The organism is Marixanthomonas spongiae (assembly GCF_003095375.1).
In the GTDB taxonomy this organism is placed as follows: Bacteria; Bacteroidota; Bacteroidia; order Flavobacteriales; family Flavobacteriaceae; genus Marixanthomonas; species Marixanthomonas spongiae.
Genome location: NZ_QEHR01000001.1, coordinates 379,086 through 401,189, shown reverse-complemented (window position 1 = coordinate 401,189; position 22,104 = coordinate 379,086). Strand labels below are relative to the sequence as shown.

The 22,104-nt window shown below is 42.9% G+C and carries 18 protein-coding genes; 14 read left to right on the top strand and 4 right to left on the bottom strand.

Annotated elements, in window-relative coordinates; all coding sequences use genetic code 11:
* Positions 1 to 165: 165 nt before the first annotated feature.
* Together DDV96_RS16070 and DDV96_RS01915 are read left to right on the top strand one after the other, a co-directional pair.
* Complete coding sequence (locus DDV96_RS16070) at positions 166 to 294, top strand: hypothetical protein (protein WP_262497865.1); 129 nt, start codon at positions 166 to 168, stop codon at positions 292 to 294.
* Positions 295 to 304: 10 nt separating this feature from the next.
* A complete protein-coding gene (locus DDV96_RS01915; RefSeq protein WP_165805939.1) occupies positions 305 to 1,915 on the top strand; it encodes a T9SS type A sorting domain-containing protein in 1,611 nt (536 codons plus the stop codon).
* Positions 1,916 to 2,057: 142 nt separating this feature from the next.
* Here the strand turns inward: DDV96_RS01915 and DDV96_RS01910 are convergent, their stop codons facing one another.
* Positions 2,058 to 2,273 carry a helix-turn-helix domain-containing protein gene (locus DDV96_RS01910; RefSeq protein ID WP_116693037.1) on the bottom strand — a complete coding sequence of 72 codons (216 nt, stop codon included), beginning with the start codon at positions 2,271 to 2,273 and terminating at the stop codon, positions 2,058 to 2,060.
* 142 nt (positions 2,274 to 2,415) lie between these two features.
* Here DDV96_RS01910 and DDV96_RS01905 point away from each other — a divergent pair, with 142 nt between their 5' ends.
* The 3 genes from DDV96_RS01905 to DDV96_RS01895 are packed head-to-tail and all read left to right on the top strand — an operon-like array spanning position 2,416 to position 6,261.
* Positions 2,416 to 3,300, top strand: a complete 885-nt coding sequence (locus tag DDV96_RS01905) for a cupin-like domain-containing protein (RefSeq protein WP_116693036.1) — start codon at positions 2,416 to 2,418, stop codon at positions 3,298 to 3,300.
* Positions 3,293 to 4,969, top strand: a complete 1,677-nt coding sequence (locus DDV96_RS01900) for a C45 family peptidase (RefSeq protein ID WP_116693035.1) — start codon at positions 3,293 to 3,295, stop codon at positions 4,967 to 4,969. The genes DDV96_RS01905 and DDV96_RS01900 overlap by 8 nt, the downstream gene beginning before the upstream one ends.
* A complete protein-coding gene (locus DDV96_RS01895; protein WP_116693034.1) occupies positions 4,969 to 6,261 on the top strand; it encodes a phenylacetate--CoA ligase family protein in 1,293 nt (430 codons plus the stop codon). Before DDV96_RS01900 ends, DDV96_RS01895 begins: the two co-directional genes overlap by 1 nt.
* Before the next feature lie 9 nt (positions 6,262 to 6,270).
* Here the strand turns inward: DDV96_RS01895 and DDV96_RS01890 are convergent, their stop codons facing one another.
* Positions 6,271 to 6,855 carry a hypothetical protein gene (locus tag DDV96_RS01890; protein ID WP_116693033.1) on the bottom strand — a complete coding sequence of 195 codons (585 nt, stop codon included), beginning with the start codon at positions 6,853 to 6,855 and terminating at the stop codon, positions 6,271 to 6,273.
* Positions 6,855 to 7,676, bottom strand: coding sequence for a universal stress protein (locus DDV96_RS01885; protein ID WP_116693032.1), 822 nt, complete (start codon positions 7,674 to 7,676; stop codon positions 6,855 to 6,857). The genes DDV96_RS01890 and DDV96_RS01885 overlap by 1 nt, the downstream gene beginning before the upstream one ends.
* Before the next feature lie 163 nt (positions 7,677 to 7,839).
* Here DDV96_RS01885 and rimP point away from each other — a divergent pair, with 163 nt between their 5' ends.
* From rimP to infB, 3 genes are read left to right on the top strand one after another with little or no spacing between them, the layout of a single operon-like run.
* The gene (gene rimP, locus DDV96_RS01880) at positions 7,840 to 8,304 is read left to right on the top strand and encodes a ribosome assembly cofactor RimP (protein ID WP_116693031.1); all 465 of its coding nucleotides are present in this window, start codon (positions 7,840 to 7,842) and stop codon (positions 8,302 to 8,304) included.
* A gap of 6 nt (positions 8,305 to 8,310) precedes the next feature.
* Positions 8,311 to 9,543, top strand: a complete 1,233-nt coding sequence (gene nusA / locus DDV96_RS01875; protein ID WP_116693030.1) for a transcription termination factor NusA — start codon at positions 8,311 to 8,313, stop codon at positions 9,541 to 9,543.
* Positions 9,544 to 9,601: 58 nt separating this feature from the next.
* A complete protein-coding gene (infB, locus tag DDV96_RS01870) occupies positions 9,602 to 12,334 on the top strand; it encodes a translation initiation factor IF-2 (RefSeq protein ID WP_116693029.1) in 2,733 nt (910 codons plus the stop codon).
* A 72-nt stretch (positions 12,335 to 12,406) separates the two neighbouring features.
* On the opposite strand, the gene DDV96_RS01865 is transcribed toward infB, so the two are convergent.
* Positions 12,407 to 12,802 (bottom strand): SPOR domain-containing protein, encoded by a 396-nt coding sequence (locus DDV96_RS01865; RefSeq protein ID WP_116693028.1) that lies wholly within the window; start codon positions 12,800 to 12,802, stop codon positions 12,407 to 12,409.
* 212 nt (positions 12,803 to 13,014) lie between these two features.
* Here DDV96_RS01865 and DDV96_RS01860 point away from each other — a divergent pair, with 212 nt between their 5' ends.
* The 6 genes from DDV96_RS01860 to DDV96_RS01835 all read left to right on the top strand — a co-directional run bounded on the left by DDV96_RS01860 (position 13,015) and on the right by DDV96_RS01835 (position 22,101).
* On the top strand, positions 13,015 to 14,337 hold the full coding sequence (locus DDV96_RS01860) for a c-type cytochrome (protein WP_116693027.1): 1,323 nt from the start codon (positions 13,015 to 13,017) through the stop codon (positions 14,335 to 14,337).
* 224 nt (positions 14,338 to 14,561) lie between these two features.
* Positions 14,562 to 17,627 carry a TAT-variant-translocated molybdopterin oxidoreductase gene (locus DDV96_RS01855; protein WP_116693196.1) on the top strand — a complete coding sequence of 1,022 codons (3,066 nt, stop codon included), beginning with the start codon at positions 14,562 to 14,564 and terminating at the stop codon, positions 17,625 to 17,627.
* A 37-nt stretch (positions 17,628 to 17,664) separates the two neighbouring features.
* The gene (nrfD, locus tag DDV96_RS01850) at positions 17,665 to 19,467 is read left to right on the top strand and encodes an NrfD/PsrC family molybdoenzyme membrane anchor subunit (RefSeq protein WP_116693026.1); all 1,803 of its coding nucleotides are present in this window, start codon (positions 17,665 to 17,667) and stop codon (positions 19,465 to 19,467) included.
* A gap of 2 nt (positions 19,468 to 19,469) precedes the next feature.
* Entirely contained in the window at positions 19,470 to 20,006 is a 537-nt protein-coding gene (locus tag DDV96_RS01845) for a DUF3341 domain-containing protein (RefSeq protein WP_116693025.1), read from the top strand.
* A gap of 1 nt (position 20,007) precedes the next feature.
* Positions 20,008 to 20,691, top strand: a complete 684-nt coding sequence (locus DDV96_RS01840) for a c-type cytochrome (RefSeq protein WP_240607655.1) — start codon at positions 20,008 to 20,010, stop codon at positions 20,689 to 20,691.
* A gap of 24 nt (positions 20,692 to 20,715) precedes the next feature.
* The gene (locus DDV96_RS01835; protein ID WP_116693023.1) at positions 20,716 to 22,101 is read left to right on the top strand and encodes a quinol:cytochrome C oxidoreductase; all 1,386 of its coding nucleotides are present in this window, start codon (positions 20,716 to 20,718) and stop codon (positions 22,099 to 22,101) included.
* The last annotated feature ends 3 nt before the right edge of the window (positions 22,102 to 22,104 follow it).

The window sequence follows — 22,104 nt, the reverse complement described above, 5'->3', positions numbered from 1 at the left end:
TTCAGTAAAACATCAATTAGCTTAAAAACAAGCTATTAAAGCGCATTGAGTGATAAAAACAGGGTTGTTTTTTGTTAATGAGTGATTTTGGCAGGGCTTAAAATTAGAGAAGGTGTTAGCCGTGCAATATATTTGGCAACGTTTTGAAGTGCAAAACAAAAGTGGATGAAAAAGAAAAACAAAGAAGACAATCTCGATGAGCTATTGCAAAACAGCAAAGACAAAAAAAATGCTTTAAAAAAGCTTATCGAAGAGTTGAACAAAAATGAAAATTCTAAACCAAAATCCAATTAAAATGAAACGAATGAAAACAATTATTACAAGTATTATCTTTTTAACAGTGTTTGTAGCGCAGGCACAATGGACCACCGATACCCATGTGAACACCTTGGTCGCAGACTCTGAGGCATTGGCCATGCAAGCAAAAGGAACATCCGACGGAATGACCTATGTGGTTTTCTGGAAAGACGTTGGCGCTCCAGTGAACATAGAACTGCGCATGCAAGTACTCGATGTCGATGGCAACCAAATGCTGGGGCCTGATGGTATGTTGGTGAGCGATCAAATACCTATGGGTGGTTTTACCGTCACCTTCGATATGGAAGTTGACGCTGACGATAATTTGTATATTGGTGTAACTGGAACCGAAAGTGACAACCCTGCTTACGTTTTTAAACTGGACAGCGACGGAAATCATTTATGGGATACCAATGGTGTTAATATAGGCAACGGTTTTGTGGTAACCCTTTTACCACTTTCTACGGGTGAAGTATTGATAAGCTGGTTAGATTCAAACGGGGCGGTGATGCAAAAATATGACAATAACGGTACCGCGGTTTGGCCAACTACCATGCCAATAGAATTAGAATCTGGATTTACGGCCCCTGCAAACTTTTTTGAAATTTCGGGAGGTGATTATATCGCCGTTTTCCATTCGTTGTTGAGCGGGATCAATTCAAATTTATATGCACAGCGCTATGATAGCGATGGCAACCCAGTTTGGACAGATGCCACCCAGCTTGCAAACGGGCTAACTGCTTATAACAGACTGTATCCTGGCGTTCAAGACGGCGATGTGGTGTATATGGGGTATTTTTCTGCAGCAAACAACCGTTTTGATTCATTTTTACAGCGCATAAATCCAGATGGGACGCTTCCATGGGGAATTAATGGGGTAGATTTTGATGTTGAACAAACGGACTATGAAATGAGTACGGAGGTTGCATTTCAACCTGGCTCACAATATGTCTGGGCCGTTTCAACATTTACGAATAGCCTGCAAGATCAACATGGTGAATTTGTTCAAAAATTTGATAAAGATACCGGTGCAAGACAGTTTACCGATAATGCAAAAGAAGTTTTTGCAATTGGTTCTGAAAAGGTACATGCTGGAAGCCTTCAGCTAAAAAACGACAGTCCGCTGTTCATTATGAAAGAAGGAGTAGATAATGGCGCTACCCCAACAACCTTAAATTCGGTGTATCTTGATGAAAACGGTGATTTTGCTTGGACTGAAGAAACAAAACCCGTTGCAACTTTTGCAGCAAGCAAAGGCAGGGTTCAATATACTATGCCCGTGAACAACCAAAGCGTGGCCGTATTTGTGGAAGATAAAGGCGATGGCACTAAAATCTATGCGCAAAATGTGGTTAATGAAGACTTAGGGACAGAAGAATTTTCAAACGCATCAGTGTCGTACACCAATCCTGTTCAAAATGAAATAGTGCTTACAAGTACTGTAGGGATTGATGCTGTTGCCATATACAATGTGTTGGGCCAACAAATTTTTACCAAAACCTACAGCGGAGCCACTCAAATGAACATTGATGTGCAGGGATGGGCGCCTGGTATCTATATCATGAAATTGAATGCCGCTGACAGTCTTTTAAAAAGCATAAAGCTGATAAAAAACTAAGTTGCTTCTCAGTTTTTATTTAGTAAGGCTGTCCTGTTTGGGATGGCCTTTTGTTTTCCCAAATAATAAAAGGGAAAAGTGCCACACACTTCTCCCTTTTAAGATACTAAACAAAAAACAACTTTTTAGATTTTTATTAGCTTTACCGATTGAATGGCGTTGCCAGCCTATGTGCGTTTCTTGCTATATAACTGCCAGTGGTCTTTCCACGGTTTGCTGCGTTTCTGGCCAATTCTCTGTAAATGATACTGGGGTCTATCCCTTTGATTTTAGCGATTTCACTTTTGCTGATTTCAGTTTCCATTAAGGCTTCAATTTGATACCTTTGATGAATAGTCAATTGTTTGTGTTTTTTCATGCCAGATTAATATAGCGTGTGGATAAAAAACTCTTTGGGACTAACCTTAAAGTTTTAAAAAACAATTTTGCACTTATTACTTGAGCTTAGGAAACTTTCTGGAGTAACACAATAAAGTTTTGAATCGAAATGAAGTACTATCATGGGAACCCTTAAAACGACACCAATAAAACGTGTGCTGTCCATCACGAAAGCGGAATTTGTAAAAAACCATTACAAACCGCAACATCCTGTGTTAATCGAAGGGTTTGCAAAACAATGGCCAGCCTACGAAAAATGGAACTTGGAATACATTCAGCAATTGGCGGGCGATCAAATTGTGCCGCTGTACAATAATAAACCCACCAAAGGACACAAAAAGTCGGTCGTGCCAGCAAAAAAAATGAAGTTGTACGATTATATCAAGCTGTTAAAAGCGGGGCCAACCGATTTACGGATGTTTTTCTACAATGTGCTTCAGAAAATGCCGGAGTTGACCAAGGATTTTGACTATCCTGATATTGGATTGCCATTTTTTAAAAAACTACCCGTGATGTTCTTTGGCGGAAAAGGTTCGAAAGTACTGGCACATTACGATATGGATTTGGCCGATTTGTTGCACGTACATTTCCACGGTACCAAAAAAGCAATGTTGTTTGAACCTAAACAAGCAAAGAATCTTTATAGAGTGCCCTTTACCGTTCACAATATCGAAGCCATCGATATGGATAATCCAGATTTTACAACCTATCCTGCTTTACAACAGGCGGAAGGGATTTCCGTAGAAATGAAACACGGCGATGCGTTGTACATGCCCAGTGGCTATTGGCATTATATTACGTATGAAGATGCGGGTTTTTCCATCACGCTTCGAGCCTTTCCACGAAAACCTAAAAAACTGGGAAAACTACTCTCAAATCTACTTTTTATGCGCAATTTCGAAAACATCATGCGGTACGTGGCTGGAAGCAAGTGGGTGGATTACAAGGAAAGCAGTATGATAAAGCGAGTGAACAAAAAGTTTAAAAAACGCAATAAAAATGCGTAATCAACCTGCAATAAACTATTTTATTTGGCTATCACTTTTGCTGGTGTTGACTTCCTGTGGCGTTAAAAAATCGTTGGAAGATCGGCCGGATATCAGTCAGTATAATTCTGATATTCCTGAACGGAAGCAGCTAAACGATTCAACATACGTTGCCGGAAACAATTTTCTTACTAAAAACAAACACGGCCAATGGGAATTGTATGTAGAAGGCGACCCGCTGGAAATTGGTTTGTTAACCGGAAGTTTAACACGGGAATTGCTTCAAAAACAAGAGCAGGTGTTTTTAAACAAAGTGGAAGCGTTGGTGCCTTCAAAAGGGAAACAAAAATTCCTTCGGAAATTTCTATCGTGGTACAACCGCAAGCTATACAAACATGTGACCGAAGAATACAAAACCGAAATCTACGGCGTTTCCCGCTATGCTTCAAATGAATTTAACAACATCGCGCCGCCGTATTTACGGGCGTTGTATTTGCACGGCGCACACGATATTGGGCACGCGTTGAAAGACTTGATGCTGGTGGGCTGCAGCTCGTTTGCAGTTTGGGGCGAAAAATCGGAAGACGGTAACTTGCTCATTGGCCGTAATTTTGATTTTTACGCCGGCGACGCCTTTGCCGAAGATAAAATAATCGCCTTTGTAAAGCCTGACGCTGGATATCCGTTTATGTCGGTCACTTGGGGCGGGATGATGGGCGTGGTTTCCGGGATGAACAATCAAGGATTGACCGTAACCATCAATGCGGGAAAGTCTGATATTCCGTTGGTGGCGAAAACCCCGATTTCGCTTGTTACGCGGGAAATTTTACAATACGCATCTACAATCGATGAGGCAATTGAAATTGCAAAAAGAAGGGAAGTATTTGTTTCCGAAGCTATTTTTGTGGGGAGTGCCAAAGATGGAAAAGCAGCTATTATTGAAGTTTCGCCCAACGATTTAGGAGTGTATAATGTAAAAAATACCAGTGAATTGATCTGTTCCAACCATTTTCAAAGTGAACCATTTGCAAACGACCGAAAAAACGTGAAATGGATTGAAGAAAGCCATTCACAATACCGTTTTGACCGGATGGAAGAATTATTGGATGAAGAGCCTAAAATAAATCCCACAGAAGCAGTGGCCATCCTTCGGAACAAAAAGGGACTGGATGACATATCTTTGGGTTACGGCAATGAAAAAGCATTGAATCAACTATTGGCACACCACGGCATTGTATTTCAGCCAGAAGATTTGATGGTTTGGGTGTCTTCCAACCCGTATCAATTAGGCGAGTTTGTAGCATATAATTTACGTGACATTTTTGAAAACAAGGGAAACGATATTCCATTTGAGAATATTTCAGAAAAACAATTGACCATCCCAGAAGACCCTTTTGTACATACCCAAGCGTTTAAAGATTATGAAGCCTATCGTATATTAGAGCGGAAAGTAGAATCGGTTTTAGAAGAAAAAACCGTCATAGATGCTGTTCAACTTTCAAAGTTGCAAACGTTAAACCCTGACTATTGGAAAGCCCATTTTTTGGCAGGAAACTATTATTACGAACATAAACAGTACGAAAAAGCCTTAAAAGCCTTTATTTTGGCAAAACGTAAAGAAATAACAACAGTGCCAGACAAAGAAAAAGTGGATAAATACCTTAGGAAAACAAAACGAAAATTACGCTAATGATCCCTGACATAGAAAGAGCATCGAACGAAGAAATTAAACACTTTCAGGAAGCAAAGCTCAAAGAAACTGTGGGCTATGTGAATACTAATTCGCCATTTTACAAAAAGCTTTTTGAAACGCATAAAATCTTGCCAGAGCATATACAAACTATAGAGGATTTACAGCAGATTCCGGTGACCACCAAAGATGATTTGCAAAAACATAACGATGATTTTTTATGTGTACCTAAGCAACAAATAATAGATTATGTTACCACTTCCGGCACCTTGGGCGATCCGGTGGTAATGGGTTTAACCGACGCCGATTTGGATCGGTTGGCGTATAACGAAGCCATTTCGTTGGCGTGTTCGGGTGTTACAAAAAACGATACCATACAGTTAATGACCACGATGGATCGCCGGTTTATGGCCGGGATGGCCTATTTTCTGGGGGCACGAAAACTGGGCTCGGGAATAATCCGCGTGGGTAGTGGCGTGCCCGAATTGCAGTGGGATTCCATTTTAAAGTTCCAGCCTACGTATTTAATTACGGTACCCTCTTTTTTACTGAAATTGATAACCTATGCCGAAACACATGCCATAAATTTGGCTAATACGAGCGTGAAGGCAGCGATCTGTATTGGCGAACCTATACGAAACCAAGATTTTACGTTGAATACTCTTTCTGAAAAAATAAAATCTATATGGGATATCGAGCTGTTTTCCACCTACGCTTCCACCGAAATGAGCACGGCTTTCAACGAATGCGAAGCCCATCTTGGCGGGCATCATCACCCTGAATTAATAATTACTGAAATTTTAGACGAAAATGATGTTCAGGTTCCAGAAGGTGAAGTAGGCGAGTTGACCATTACCACCTTGGGCGTGAAAGGCATGCCGTTATTGCGTTTTAAAACAGGCGATATGCTCAAAGCACATTTCAAACCATGTTCTTGCGGAAGAAACACAGCGCGATTAGGTCCGGTTGTTGGAAGAAAAAAACAAATGATAAAATATAAAGGCACCACTTTGTACCCACCAGCTATGTTGAACGTGCTGCAACACTTTGAGGCTGTGGAAACATTTATTATTGAAATTTCGACCAATGAGTTGGGTACCGATGAAATTGTGTTGAAAATAGCTTCGGGAACGCCTTCTGAAAAACTGATCCAGGATATCAAAGACCATTTTAGGGCCAAACTTCGGGTAACGCCAAGCATTCTTTTTGAGAAGCTTGAAACGATCCAAAATTTAAGAAAGGGTAAAACCGATAGGAAGCCGCAGGTTATTGTTGATAAAAGAAAAGTATAGGCACGCGCTTTAATTTTCCATAGGAATCGTTTCCCGCAACAATTTCCACCGATATCCTGTTTCCGAATTTTTATCCAAATCAAAAACCGAATAATAGCGAATCACCTTGGTGGAATCTTTTGGGGCGATGCGAATGGGCCGCAATGTGTCGGGCCGATTGCTTTTATGGATGGCAAAGCCGTTTACCACGGGTTTCCATTGGTTGTTGTGCAGTTTATAGAGAAAATATTTGTTGAAGCTGGTATCTTTCAGTTTTGCGGTGGCCAGCAGTAAATCCCTATCAATGCCTTTAAATTGTAGGGTGTCCAATACAGCACCATAACTTTTCGGGATGTTTATTTCCGGAAATTGGTTGCCTTCAAAAGCAATGGTAGTAATTGCTTTAACGGTATCCACGTTTTTTACATAGCTGTAAAATGGCACGCTATCGCCGTTAAAATTGGCGACAATAGCGCCCTCAGGCCTAGGGGGCTTTTTGATTACAACTTCATTATCAGCAGGAACCCCATCGCCAATGATCTTGTTCTGTTTTTTTGCAGGACTGCCGCAGCTTGAAATGATTAGTAAAAATAGCAATGCACAAAGCGGTTTCATTAAATTTTAAATGTTATCACTGGCATTTTGGCGTGGTTTACCAAATCTTCGCTAATGCTGCCGTTAAAAAAGTGTGCCAGCCCTTTCCGGCCGTGAGTACCCATCCCTATTAATTGGTAGTTGTTCTCTTTGGTAAAATTCAAGATGCCTTTTTCCACGGCGGTTTCGTTGTAAATGTTCAAGGTGTAATTTTCAACGCCCATTCCTTTTATAAAATCGTTCATCATTTTATAAGCTTCGGTCGAGGTTTTAAAACCACTTGGGGTATTTACGTACAATAAATGTATTTTGGCCCCTAAGTTTTTTGCAAATTGTTGCGCTTTGCTAAAGGGCGTGCGGCATTCTTCAGAAAAATCGGTGGCGAAGACAAAATCGGTCACTTCAAAATTTTCGTGTTCGTTTTTAATGACCAAGACCGGTATTTTTGAAGTCCGTACCACTTTTTCGGTATTGCTGCCAATAAACATTTCCTTAAACCCGCTGGCCCCGTGCGAGCCCATGACGATCAAATCTATGTTGTTGTCTGTTACCGTGTTGAGGATGTCCTCGTAAATTTCGCCGTGGCCTATGGTCTGGCTAATGGCCACATCGTCAAGGTAGGGGCGTTCCATAAGGTCCGAAAACCGTTTTTCGGTCAGTTTTATAAAATAGATGGATTCTGGCAGGGCGCTGGTTTCACCCGTTGTGGCGAGGTGGCTTGGCAATTCCACGGTGTGGAACAAGTAGATTTCGCTATTGTGTTTTTCTGCCAACTGTACGGCTACTTTTAAGGCGTTTTCGGCTTGTGCGGAGAAATCGGTGGGTACTAAAATCCGGTTCATAGGCTCGTGTGTTTTTTACGTTGTTTTTCCACCATTAAATTACAAAAATAAATTGGTAGCCGCTCATTTTTATAATATTAAAATTTGTAGTATATTTGCACCGAATTTAATAAGCAACTAGCCGAGGGGACACGAAAGTCCCCTCTTTTTATAGCTTTAATTTATGCGCGAGAAAGTATTGCAATTATTGGAAAAAGCCCTCAAAGACGACCCGTCGTTGTTTTTGATCGATTTTACCGTTACCGAAACCAACCAGATACGCATCACCATCGATGGCGATAATGGCGTAACGGTAGAAGATTGTATAAAAATAAGCCGTGCCATAGAGCATAATTTGGACCGGGAAGAAGAAGATTTTTCTTTGGAAGTTATGTCGGCAGGAGTTTCGCAACCCTTAACGGCTGCCCGTCAATACAAAAAAAATATTGGCAGAAAACTGAAAGTACAGACCGAAGCCGGAGAATCCATTGAAGGTGAATTGACCGATGCAACAGAGAATGACGTCACCCTAAAATGGAAAACCCGAGAGCCCAAACCGGTAGGCAAGGGCAAGCACACTGTGAAAAAAGAAGCAGTCGTGCCTTACAACGATATTGTTGAAGCAAAAGTGATGATAACATTTAATTAAAATGACATGGAAAATTTAGCGTTAATCGATTCTTTTTCAGAATTTAAAGACGATAAACTCATAGACCGGGTAACGCTTATGGCGATACTGGAAGACGTTTTTAGAAACGCTTTAAAGAAGAAATACGGAAGCGACGATAATTTCGATATTATCATCAACCCCGATAAAGGAGATTTGGAGATTTGGCGCAACCGGGTAGTGGTTGCAGATGGCGAAGTTGAAGACGAAAATGAAGAAATATCCCTTTCCGAAGCACAAAAAATCGAGCCCGATTTTGAAATTGGCGAAGATGTTTCAGAAGAAGTGAAATTGATCGATCTTGGACGCCGCTCTATTTTGGCACTGCGTCAGAACTTGATTTCAAAAATACACGAACACGACAACACCAACATATACAAGCAATTTAAAGAACTGGAAGGCGATATTTACACGGCCGAAGTGCACCACATTCGCCACCGCGCCGTTATTTTGCTCGATGATGAAGGCAACGAAATAATCATGCCCAAGGACAGGCAGATCCCTTCCGATTTTTTCAGGAAAGGAGACAACGTGCGCGGTATTATTGAAAGCGTAGAGCTTAAAGGGAACAAACCCACCATAATCATGTCGCGCGCGAGCCCCATATTCCTGGAAAAACTGTTTGAGCAGGAAATCCCTGAAGTGTTCGACGGTTTGATAAACGTTCAAAAAGTAGTGCGCATCCCGGGCGAAAAAGCAAAAGTAGCCGTAGATTCGTATGACGACCGCATTGACCCTGTTGGCGCCTGTGTAGGGATGAAAGGTTCCCGAATCCACGGCATCGTGCGCGAACTGGGCAACGAAAACATAGACGTGATAAATTACACCAATAACCTCAATTTGTTCATCACCCGCGCGCTGAGCCCTGCAAAAGTAACCTCCATCAAGATTGATGAAGAGAACAAACGTGCAGAGGTGCTGTTGAAGCCCGAAGAGGTTTCAAAAGCCATTGGCCGCGGCGGTCACAATATCAGGTTGGCTGGGCAATTAACGGGTTATGAGATCGATGTGTTGCGCGAAGGAGCAGAAGAAGATGTGGAGCTGCGCGAATTTTCCGATGAAATAGAAGATTGGATCATCGCAGAATTCCAGAAAATAGGTCTCGATACTGCCAAGAGCGTATTGGAGTACGATATGGCCGATTTGATTAAAAGAACCGACCTGGAAGAGGAAACCGTTAAGCACGTCATTAACATTTTAAAAGAAGAATTTGAAGAGTAGTTGTAAGTTTCACTACTTTTACACATATTTATAAGACACAAAAGGAGAACGCATTTATATGGCTGAAGCAAAATCGAAAAGGCTCAACAAAGTATTACGCGAATTCAACATTTCGCTGGATCGTGCCGTGGAATTTTTAGGTTCCAAAGGCTACGAGGTGGACGCACGTCCTACCACGAAAATCACGAATGAGGAATACCAAGTGCTTTTTGACGAATTTGAAACCGACAAGAGCAAGAAGATGGAGTCTAAGGAAGTTGGTGAAGAAAAACGCAAAGAGAAAGAAGAGCTCCGGTTAGAGCGCGAGCGCGAACTGGAAGAAAAACAGAAAAAGGAAGCCAAAAAGGTAGTCAAAGCCGAAGCCAAACTGGACGGCCCAAAACAAGTGGGCAAAATCGATTTGGATGGTGGCAAACCGGCGCGTAAGAAAGAAGCGGAAAAACCTGCCGAGAAAGCCGAAGCCAAAAAGCCCGAACCAGCCAAAGCAGCCACTCCAAAAGCCGAAAAGGAAGCCAAACCTGCTCCTCCGGAAGCCGAAAAAGCAACGCCAAAGGCAGAAGCCGAAAAGCCAAAAGCCGAAAAAGCTGTCGAAGCACCCAAAAAGGAAGCTGTTTCAGAAAAAACCGATGAAACCGAAGGGAAGAAAGATTCCGAAGCGGTACAAACCAATTATAAAAAACTGGAAGGCCCTAACTTCACGGGTGAGAAAATAGACTTGTCTAAGTTTAAAAAACCCGAAAAGAAGAAGAAGGACAAAAAAGACGACGATAAAAAAGGCAAACGAAGCCGCAGACGGCGCATCAGTAAAAAAGCGCCCAACAAAGGCAATTACAAAGACAGCCGAGGCCGCGGAAAAGGAAGGTCCAACGCTCCTAAAGAAGAGCCTACCGAAGAAGAAATCCAAAAACAAGTACGGGAAACCCTCGAGAAACTGCAAGGGAAATCCTCAAAAGGGAAAGGGGCCAAATACCGAAGGGACAAACGGGACAGCCACCGTCAAAAAACCGAAGAAGACTTGGCGCAACAAGAAGCAGAAAGCAAGCTGCTTAAAGTTACCGAGTTTGTAACCGTAAGCGAAGTGGCGACCATGATGAACGTTCCGGTAACCAAAATCATCTCGGCCTGTATGTCGTTGGGGATGATGGTGACCATGAACCAGCGCCTCGATGCAGAAACCCTTACCATTGTCGCCGAAGAATTTGACTACGACGTGGAATTTGTGACGGCCGATATTGAAGAAAATATTGAAGAACAAGAGGACGCACCAGAAGATTTAGAACCAAGAGCACCTATCATTACCGTAATGGGTCATGTGGACCACGGTAAAACCTCGTTGTTGGATTATATTCGTAAAGAAAATGTAATTGCCGGTGAATCCGGTGGGATCACCCAGCACATTGGTGCATACGGGGTTCAGTTGGAAGATGGACAGAAAATAGCATTCTTGGATACACCCGGTCACGAAGCGTTTACCGCTATGCGTGCAAGGGGTGCCCAAGTAACCGACCTTGCCATCATTGTAATCGCTGCAGATGATGACATTATGCCGCAGACCAAAGAGGCCATTAGCCACGCGCAGGCAGCAGGCGTTCCTATCGTTTTTGCCATCAATAAAATAGACCGGCCTACAGCAAACCCAGATAAGATAAAAGAAGGGTTGGCAAATATGAACCTGTTGGTCGAAGATTGGGGCGGTAAAATTCAATCGCAGGATATTTCGGCAAAAACCGGGGAAGGCGTTTCAGAATTACTGGAAAAAGTATTGCTCGAAGCCGAAATTTTAGAGCTGAAAGCAAATCCCGACAAAAAAGCCAACGGTACTGTTGTAGAAGCTTATTTGGACAAAGGTCGCGGATACGTTTCTACCATATTGGTACAAAGCGGTACCTTAAAAATAGGGGATTACGTTTTGGCCGGCCAGCATAGCGGAAAAATAAAGGCCATGCAGGACGAACGCGGCAACAACGTAAAAACAGCGGGACCGTCTACACCGGTTTCCATTCTTGGTTTGGACGGGGCACCGCAAGCAGGTGATAAGTTCAACGTGTTTGACGATGAACGGGAAGCAAAGGAAATAGCCAACAAACGCATGCAATTGCAGCGCGAACAATCTGTAAGGACACAGCGCCACATTACCTTGGATGAAATTGGAAGGCGAATTGCCCTGGGCGACTTTAAAGAACTGAACATTATCCTTAAAGGAGATGTGGACGGTTCGGTAGAAGCCTTGACCGATTCGTTCCAGAAACTTTCAACCGAAGAAATACAAGTGAATATCATTCACAAAGGTGTTGGTGCCATTACTGAAAGCGATGTGCTTTTGGCTTCGGCTTCCGATGCGATCATCATCGGGTTTAACGTTCGGCCAATGGGCAATGCGCGCCAGATAGCAGATAAAGAAGAAATCGATATCAGGATGTATTCCATTATCTATGCGGCCATCAATGACCTTAAAGATGCGATGGAAGGCATGCTTTCTCCCGAAATCAAGGAAGAAATCACAGGAAACGCCGAAATTAGGGAAACCTTTAAAATTTCAAAAGTGGGTACCATTGCAGGATGTATGGTTACCAGCGGAAAGATCTACCGCAACTCCGGTATTCGTTTAATACGGGAAGGAGTAGTGGTTTACACGGGCGAACTGGCTTCCTTGAAGCGCTTTAAGGACGATGTTAAAGAAGTTTCAAAAGGCTACGATTGTGGTATCCAGATTAAAAACTACAACGACATTAAAGAAGGTGATGTTATTGAGGCCTTCCAAGAGGTTGCCGTTAAAAAGAAACTTAAATAATAGTGTTAAAGCATATAGAAACTAAAAAAGCGACCACATACAGGTCGCTTTTTTAGTTTACTTCAAACCCAATTACCCTCTATTCTGTGGTTTTAGTATAAAAGCCGAGGGGAAGGCCTTTTTAATTTCGATCAACGCCCTATCTGCGTCCAGGCGGTCGCTAAAGCTTCCTACCCAAACTTTGTAATTGGGGGTTTCATATTCAATCGAGGCCGGCCAAGTGCCGTAGATACCGCGGTACCGCCTTATAATGCTGTTGGCTTTATTGAGCTCGCCGTAATACAATTGTATGGTGTAGCCACTGGATAGCCTGTTGTCTTTTTCCAAGCCTTTCTTTAATTGCAGCAAGGTCGTGATTTTTGGGTCTTGTTCAATGGTCACTGTTCCCTGTTGAGCCCAAGTGGTTTTCGATATAAAGACGAACAGTAGGCTGGCTAGTACTACTTTATAGATATAAGCTGTTTTCATAAAAAATAGATATGTTGCAAATGTACTTGATAATAACCGTAAAACAGGCTTCAATATTATTTAGAACAAGTATAAATTAGTTGTTAACACTTTGTTTGGATTTCTAAAATCCACTTTATAATGTATTTTTGTGCCATTATTTGTGGTGCGTTAAACGCTAATTTCAGTAACTAATTACGTGCCAAACTTATGGACAATAATTAACCGTCAATATGAAAAAGGTAAAATACCGAAATCTATCTTCTTTTTTGTCATTTCTCTTGTTGGCTCTATTGCTAACAGTTTCCACCAGCGTTTCGGCACAAGATGAAGCGGCGCCCGATGAGGCTGCTGCAACCGAAAGTGCTGGAGGTGATGTAGCGGCCGGAGAAGACCTGTTTAAGGCAAATTGTGCCGCATGTCATAAACTGGACCGTAAGGCTACCGGACCCGCATTGCGTGGCGTGGCCGACAAATATGACCGTGACTGGCTGCACAGCTGGATCAAGGACAGCCAGGCTATGGTTAAGGCTGGTGACCCGCAAGCGGTAAAAATATTTGAAGAGTACAATGGGGCTGTGATGCAGTCATTTCCGCAGTTGAGCGATATCGATATTGACAATATCTTGGCTTATACAAGCCAGCCTAAGACCGAGCCTCAAGTTGCCCAAACTGCTGCGGGCGGTGCTCAAGGTACTGGCGACGGTGGCGGTGGTGTAACAAACGACATTGTTCTGGGGGCATTGGCCTTGGTGTTTTTGTTGTTGGTGGTTATGCTGTTCTTGGTGACCAATACCCTTAAAAGAATTGCTACGGCACAAGGGGTAGAATATCCAGAAAAAGAAAAACGCACCCCTATATGGAAAGCTTTTGTTCAAAACCAGTTTTTGGTTTTGGTAACGACTATTGTTTTATTGCTTGGCGCAGGATACTTTGCTTTTGGGTATATGATGCAGATTGGTGTTGACGAAGGGTATGCCCCGGTACAGCCTATTCACTATTCACACAAGATACACGCTGGCGACAACGGTATAGACTGTAATTATTGCCACTCTTCGGCAAGAAGGAGCAAGCATTCGGGCATTCCATCGTTGAACGTTTGTATGAACTGTCATAAAAACATTGCTGAAGTGGCTCCTGAAACAGCTACCGAAGAATATTCAAAAGAATTTTACGACGGTGAAATTTCCAAACTGTACGATGCAGTGGGTTGGGATGTTGAAGAACAGGCCTACACCGGCGAGGAGAAACCGGTAAAATGGGTCCGCATCCATAACTTGCCTGATTTAGCGTATTTTAACCACTCGCAACACGTTACCGTTGCCGGAATTGCCTGTCAGGAATGTCACGGTCCCGTTGAAGAGTTTGAGATTATGAAACAACACGCGCCGCTTACCATGGGCTGGTGTATTGAATGTCACCGCGAAACCAATGTGAAAATGGAGAGCAACGAATATTATGACAAGATACATGAGCAGCTCGCCCAAAAATATGGGGTAGAAAAAGTAACCGTGGCCCAAATGGGAGGAATCGAGTGCGGTAAATGCCATTATTAATCAAAGCAGAGGTTTCTTCGGAAATTATATGCACGTTAATAATGAAAAAATAAAATACTAATTAAAAACAATAATAGTACGAATGACGAATGATGAATTCGCCGATTGAAAAACAATCTTAATGACGTAGTTCGTACCTTATAAACTTGCCCTGAGCATTTGCGGCCGCTACAGTTTTAGCGAAGGTGGCCAGTCGAAGGGTCAAAATTTCTTAAATGGATAATATGGCATCAAACAAGAAATACTGGAAGAGTGTTGAAGAGCTTGACGAAAACAGCTCTGTTGTTAAGAAGCTACGGGATAATGAGTTTGTGGAAGAGCTCCCCATAGATGAATTTTTAGGAGATAAAGAATCGCTGGAGAAATCTTCAACCACACGTCGTGATTTCTTAAAATACGTTGGTTTTACCACTGCGGCGGCATCACTAGCTGCCTGTGAAGGGCCGGTGGTAAAGTCCATTCCATATGTAGTGGCGCCCGAAGAGATTGTCCCTGGGGTGGCAAACTACTATGCTTCGACTATGGCAGATGGTTTCGACTTTGCGAATGTCTTGGTAAAAACCCGCGAAGGACGCCCTATTAAAATTGAACGCAATGAGCTTTCGGTGAACAATGGCAGTGTAAACGCTCGGGTACAAGCCTCGGTTTTGTCCCTATACGATAAAAACCGTTTGATGTCCCCATTAATTGATGGAGCCGAAACGTCTTGGGATGATTTTGATGCTGCGATGGCACAAAAAATGAACGAAATGGGTGGGAAAGACATCGTGTTGCTTACCCAAACCTTTGCCAGCCCATCTACTTCAAATTTAATAAAAGACTTTATTGCAAAGTATCCAAATGTACGCCACGTGGTGTATGATACGGTGTCTTCTTCTGAAGCCTTGGATGCTTTTCAAAACAAATATGGAACCCGCGCACTCCCGCAGTACGATTTTTCAAAAGCGGAAGTGATTGTTTCTGTAGGTGCCGATTTGCTGGGCGACTGGCAAGGTGGCGGTCATAGTGCAAGCTATGGAAAAGGAAGGATTCCGAAGAATGGGAAAATGTCGCGTCACATTCAGTTTGAGTCTAACATGACCCTTTCTGGTGGTAATGCCGATAAGCGCGTCTTGGCAACACCTTCGCAACAAATGCAGGTGTTGAAGGCGTTAACCGGAGGTGGAAGTACTTCTGGCTTGCCTGAAAAATTACAAGATGCCGTTGCAAAGGCCAAAGCGCAACTACGCAAAGCAGGAAATAAAGGCGTCATCATAACTGGACTGCCAGACGTACAAGCACAGGCCATGGCGCTCAATGCCAATGCATCTAGCGTGGTCATGGACGCCACAAAGCCTAAACTGACCCGAAAAGGAAATTCCGCTGAGGTAAAACGCGTTATGGACGGGGTTATCTCAGGGAGCATCAAAGGCTTGATCACTGTAGGTGTTGATCCTGTGTATTCGTTCCCAAACAACGAAGCTTTTGCCGAAGCGTACAAAAACCTTGATATGTCGTTGGCGTTCTCCATGAAGCAAGATGCTACGGCCTCACTCGCGCAAATGGTGGCAGCTACGCCGCATTATTTAGAGTCTTGGGGTGATATACAAATGCAGAAGGGAAGCTTCAGTTTAATGCAGCCCACCATTAGGCCATTGTTCAATACCCGGCAATTTCAAGATTGCTTGTTGAAATGGACCGGAAATTCAAAAAATTACTACGATTACATAAAAGAGACCTGGAACACTTCGATTTTGGGTGGCAGCTCTTGGAATCAAGCATTGCACGATGGCTTTATCGTAACTGATGCCGAAGTTCCTACTGAAGACGCCACGGCTATTGAAGATGGAATGGCGATGGAAAGCAGCACCAATAACGGAGCGCTTTCCACTACGGCGCAAAACGGAGGTTTCGAGCTAACGTTATATACCAAAACCTCGATGGGTGATGGGCAACAGGCCAACAACCCTTGGTTGCAAGAAATGCCCGACCCCATTACCCGTACTTCTTGGGACAATTACATTGCCATGTCGGCTGCGGATGCAGAAGATATGGGCCTTGTTAACAAACACGTTTCCAATGGTGCGTTGAACGGTAGTTACGTAAATGTCACTTTAGGCGACGTAACCGTTGAGAAAGTACCCGTGATCATTCAGCCAGGACAGGCAAAAGGCTCCGTTGGGCTGGCACTGGGCTTTGGCAAGACGGCCGCCATTCAAGAAGAAATGCAAACCGGTGTTAACGCCTACCCACTGTATCAAGACTTTAAGTCCATACAGAACGTACAATTAGAGAAAGCGAGTGGCATGCACGAGTTTGCCTGTGTTCAGTTACAGAATACCATGGCAGGCCGCAGCAATGACATTATAAAAGAAACAACCCTTGAAATTTTCAACACACGGGAAAAGGGGTACTACAATGCCGATCCGGTAACCGATTACGACCATAACCCTATTTCGGTACGTGAAGAGAATGCCGATATATGGCAGTCTTTCGACGATTCGATTGGGCCGCACTTTAATCTTTCCATAGACTTGAACGCCTGTACAGGTTGTGGGGCTTGTGTAATTGCCTGTCACGCCGAAAACAATGTGCCGGTAGTTGGGAAAGAAGAAGTACGAAAGTTCAGGGACATGCACTGGTTGCGTATTGACCGCTACTATTCTTCAGCCGATTCGTTTGAACAAGAGATAGAAGATTTGGAAACCCTACCAGCATTCGAAACGTATGAAAAAGTAGAATTGCCAAGTCAAGAGAACCCAGAAGTGGCTTTCCAGCCCGTCATGTGCCAGCATTGTAATCATGCACCTTGTGAAACGGTTTGTCCCGTTGCCGCAACGTCGCACGGCCGCCAAGGCCAAAACCAAATGGCATACAACCGTTGTGTGGGTACACGCTATTGTGCCAACAACTGTCCTTATAAAGTACGCCGCTTTAACTGGTTCTTGTACAATGAAAACGACGAGTTTGACTATCATATGAACAACGATCTTGGTCGCATGGTGCTCAACCCGGACGTGGTAGTACGTTCGCGTGGGGTTATGGAAAAATGTTCTATGTGTATTCAGATAACGCAAAAAACTATCTTGGACGCCAAACGCGATGGCAGGAAAATCAAAGACGGAGAATTCCATACAGCTTGTTCAAGAGCCTGTGATACCGGTGCCATGGTATTTGGGGATATCAACGATAAAGATGCTGAAATCGTGAAGAAGAAAAATGATGACCGGATGTACCACCTCTTGGAAGCCGTTGGCACAAAACCCAATGTGTTGTACCAAATGAAAGTGAAAAACACTTCAGAATCATAAAAAATATACAATACGAATCAATTATTAAGAAATAAATATGTCGTCACATTACGAAGCACCCATAAGAGAGCCTTTGGTTTTAGGAGAAAAATCCTACCATGACATCACTGCAGATGTTTCAGCTCCTGTTTTGGGAAAGGCCAATAAATCTTGGTGGATTGTTTTCACTATTGCCCTAATAGCATTTTTATGGGGATTAGGATGTATCATTTACACGGTTTCCACCGGTATCGGGGTTTGGGGATTGAACAAGACCATAGGTTGGGCTTGGGATATTACCAACTTTGTATGGTGGGTAGGTATTGGTCACGCAGGGACGTTGATTTCAGCAGTATTATTGTTGTTCCGTCAAAAGTGGAGGATGGCAGTAAACCGTTCGGCCGAAGCCATGACCATATTTGCCGTTGTGCAGGCAGGGTTGTTTCCTATCATTCACATGGGGCGTCCTTGGTTAGCGTATTGGGTATTGCCCATACCAAACCAATTTGGATCGCTTTGGGTTAACTTTAACTCGCCTTTACTTTGGGACGTATTTGCCATTTCAACCTACCTTTCTATTTCATTGGTGTTCTGGTACACTGGTTTGTTGCCCGATTTTGCGATGATACGCGACCGTACAAAAAGCCCATTTCAGAAAAAAATATACGGAATACTTTCCTTTGGGTGGACAGGACGTGTAAAAGACTGGCAACGGTTTGAAGAAGTTTCATTGGTTTTGGCAGGATTGGCGACACCGTTGGTACTTTCGGTACACACCATTGTATCGTTTGACTTTGCTACATCTGTTGTGCCGGGATGGCACAGTACCATTTACCCGCCTTATTTTGTGGCAGGGGCAATCTTCTCTGGATTTGCGATGGTGCAGACGTTATTGATAATTATGCGCAAAGTGTCCAATCTTGAAGACTATATAACCGTCCTTCATATCGAGTATATGAACAAGGTAATCTTGCTTACCGGAGGTATTGTAACTGTAGCCTATATTACAGAATATTTCATTGGATGGTATTCTGGTGTTCCGTATGAGAACTACACCTACTTGTCATTCGGTGCCGCTACAGGACCGTATTGGTGGGCGTTCTGGGCATTGATAATCTGTAATCTTATCGTGCCGCTTACCCTTTGGGTGAAAAAATTGAGAAGAAACATTATGTGGACTTTCTTTGTGGCGTTTATCATCAACGTAGGAATGTGGTTTGAACGTTTCGACATTATTGTAATCGATTTAAGTAAAGACAGGCTTACCTCATCTTGGGCGATGTTTCAACCTACCTTTGTTGATATAGGAACCTTTATTGGAACCATAGGATTTTTCTTTGTCTTGTTTTTGCTATATGCGCGAACCTTCCCGGTTATTGCGCAGGCAGAAGTGAAGACCATTTTAAAATCTTCTGGTGAGAATTTCAAAAGGTTACGCGCAGAACACGGCGATCATGTAGATCATAACGTGGAGCAGTATCCTGCTTCGGGAGGACCGTCTGCAAATCTTACTGGAGAATATTTCACTTCAGAGGAAGAAACAAAAGAAAACCAACTTGAAGTAGGCGATACAGCGCTTATCGATTCTAAAGCAAAAAGAGATCAAGTAAACGATATGCTGGACCGTATTGGAAGGTACGATCCCGATACGGAAACCGCCGGTGACTTGAAAAAGATAACCGGTGTAGGCCCCGTAATGGAAGAGAAGTTGCACGAGTTGGGCATTTATACCTACGATCAAGTAAGCAAAATGACCGATATAGATTATGAGATACTGGATGGCATAATTGGTGAGTTCCCCGGAAGGGCAAAACGCGACGATTGGGCAGGACAGGCAAAAACTTTAAAAAACAACCAATAAGTATGGCAGCAAAAACAATACATGCTATTTATACCGATGACGATTTGCTAATGCAGGCCGTTAAGCAAACCCGTACTGCAAATTACCGTATAACTGAGGTTTTCACCCCGTTTCCGGTACATGGCTTGGACAAAGCCGTAGGGCTGGAACCCACACGCCTTGCGATTACTTCGTTTTTGTATGGTTTAGTTGGCCTTGCAGTAGCCGTTTTAATGATGGATTATATGATGATAGAAGACTGGCCACAGAATATAGGTGGAAAGCCAAGCTTTCATTTTTACCAAAATATGCCCGCTTTTATACCTATTATGTTTGAGCTTACGGTATTCTTTGCAGGCCACTTGATGGTCATCACATTTTATATGCGAAGTAAGCTTTGGCCCTTTAAAAAAGCAGAAAACCCTGATCTGAGAACAACGGACGATCATTTTTTAATGCAAGTCGATGCCGGTTCCCACGATATTAAAAAGCTTACTAAGTTTCTCTACGATACCGGAGCAAAGGAGATCAGTTTAATAGAACATGAAGAAGACCATTAATATGAAAAATAGTTTACACATAACAATTGCGTTGTTAGTAGCCTCTACGTTGGTTTCTTGTTTTAACGAAAAAGAACGGAACTATCAATATTTTCCCAATATGTATCAACCGGTTGGCTACGAAGCTTATGGGGAAGGCGATATTTTTGTAAACGGACAAGAAGCTAAATTGCCCGCTGAAGGCTCTGTGCCAAGAGGATATGTGCCCTTTGATTATGAAAATACAACCGCTGATAAGGCAAGGGCCAAAACCGAGTTGAAGAACCCCTTTGAAATCAGCGAAGAAAATATAAATGAAGGAGAAGCCCTCTACACCATATATTGTGCGGTGTGCCATGGGGATAAAGGAGACGGCCAAGGTATTTTGGCAGAACGCGAGAAATTTTTAGGGATTCCAAGCTATGCAGACCCAGCGAGGGACATTACTATGGGAGATACGTACTTTGTTCAAGTGCACGGGCTTAACGCAATGGGCTCTTACGCATCACAAGTAGATCATAAGGAGCGTTGGCAAATAGCCATGCACGTGATGGACTTAAAAGCCGCATTGAACGGTAACCCTGGATTACTGGAAAGCAAAAAGCAAAACACATCAGACTCCACAGAGGTTGATACTTCTGAGCAGGACAACGATAATACAAACGACACAGAAGCTTCAAACACTTCAGAAGAAGAAACTAACTAAAGAATAAAGAGAATAGCTAAAGATATGTACACGCTACCTAATAAAGTAAAACTGTTTTCTATCATTCTTATGGTACTTGGCCTTGTGGGAATAGCCTATGGCTTTTTCACGGTTCCATCTACTATTGATGATGTAGAAGAAATATTGGCTGCAGAAAACGCCCATGGCGATGGACACGGCTCAGCATCTGGAAAAGAACATGCAGCCCAGCAAGAACACGATGCCAACTTCGTGGATGTTGCCCGAGGCCAAGAAGGGTATGCCGAAAATGCACTGAAACATGAGAAAGATGTACACATGGACGGTCATGGCGATGCGCATTTAGAACACGTATTGCACCAAATGCAAAGCAAACCTTGGTCTGCAACCTTTGTGTCGGCATTTTTCTTCTTTATGTTAGCGTTGGGAACACTGGTTTTTTACGCCATACAATATGCCGCAAAAGCTGGGTGGTCGCCAGTTCTGTACCGCGTTATGGAAGGGATCACAGCCTATGTCTTGCCCGGCTCTATTATTGTGTTTTTTATTGTAGTGTTTGCCGGAACCCATTTTTTCCCTTGGCAAAACGAAGAACTTGTGGCTAACGATAAGATATTGCAGGTAAAATCTACCTACCTTAACTTCCCGTTCTTTTTAATACGGGCAATTATATACGTTCTGGGGTGGAACTTGTACCGTTATTTTTCTAGACGAAACTCCCTGCGACAAGCAGAAGTGGACAATTACGACCCGTACAGGAAAAACTTTAAAATTTCTGTGTACTTCTTGATATTCTTCATCCTTACAGAAATGATGATGGCGTGGGATTGGTTCATGTCCATGACACCGCACTGGTACAGTACGCTGTTCCCTTGGTATGTGTTTGCAAGTATTTTTGTGTCGGCTATCACTGCAATTGCACTGGTTGTGATCTTCCTGAAAGGGAGAGGGTACCTGCCTTTTGTTAACGACAGCCACCTTCACGATTTAGGAAAATACATTTTTGCATTCAGTATTTTCTGGACCTATTTATGGTTCGGACAGTTTATGCTTATTTGGTATGCAAACATTCCTGAAGAAGTAACTTATTTCATTATAAGGATTCAAGAGTACAATCTATTGTTCTGGGGTATGTTGGTGCTTAACTTTGTATTCCCTATATTGATATTGATGAACAGTGATTACAAACGTATTCCTTGGTTTGTGGTAATGGCCGGTATTGTGGTACTGGTAGGACATTACATAGATATTTTCCTTTTGGTGATGCCATCTACCGTAGGAGCACACTGGAGTTTCGGGATTACAGAAATTGCAAGTATATTCTTTTTCTTTGGATTGTTTATTTTTGTAGTCGGTACCGGCTTGTCCAAAGCACCGTTACAACCAAAAGGAGATCCATTTATCAAGGAAAGCGAAAATTACCATTATTAATAA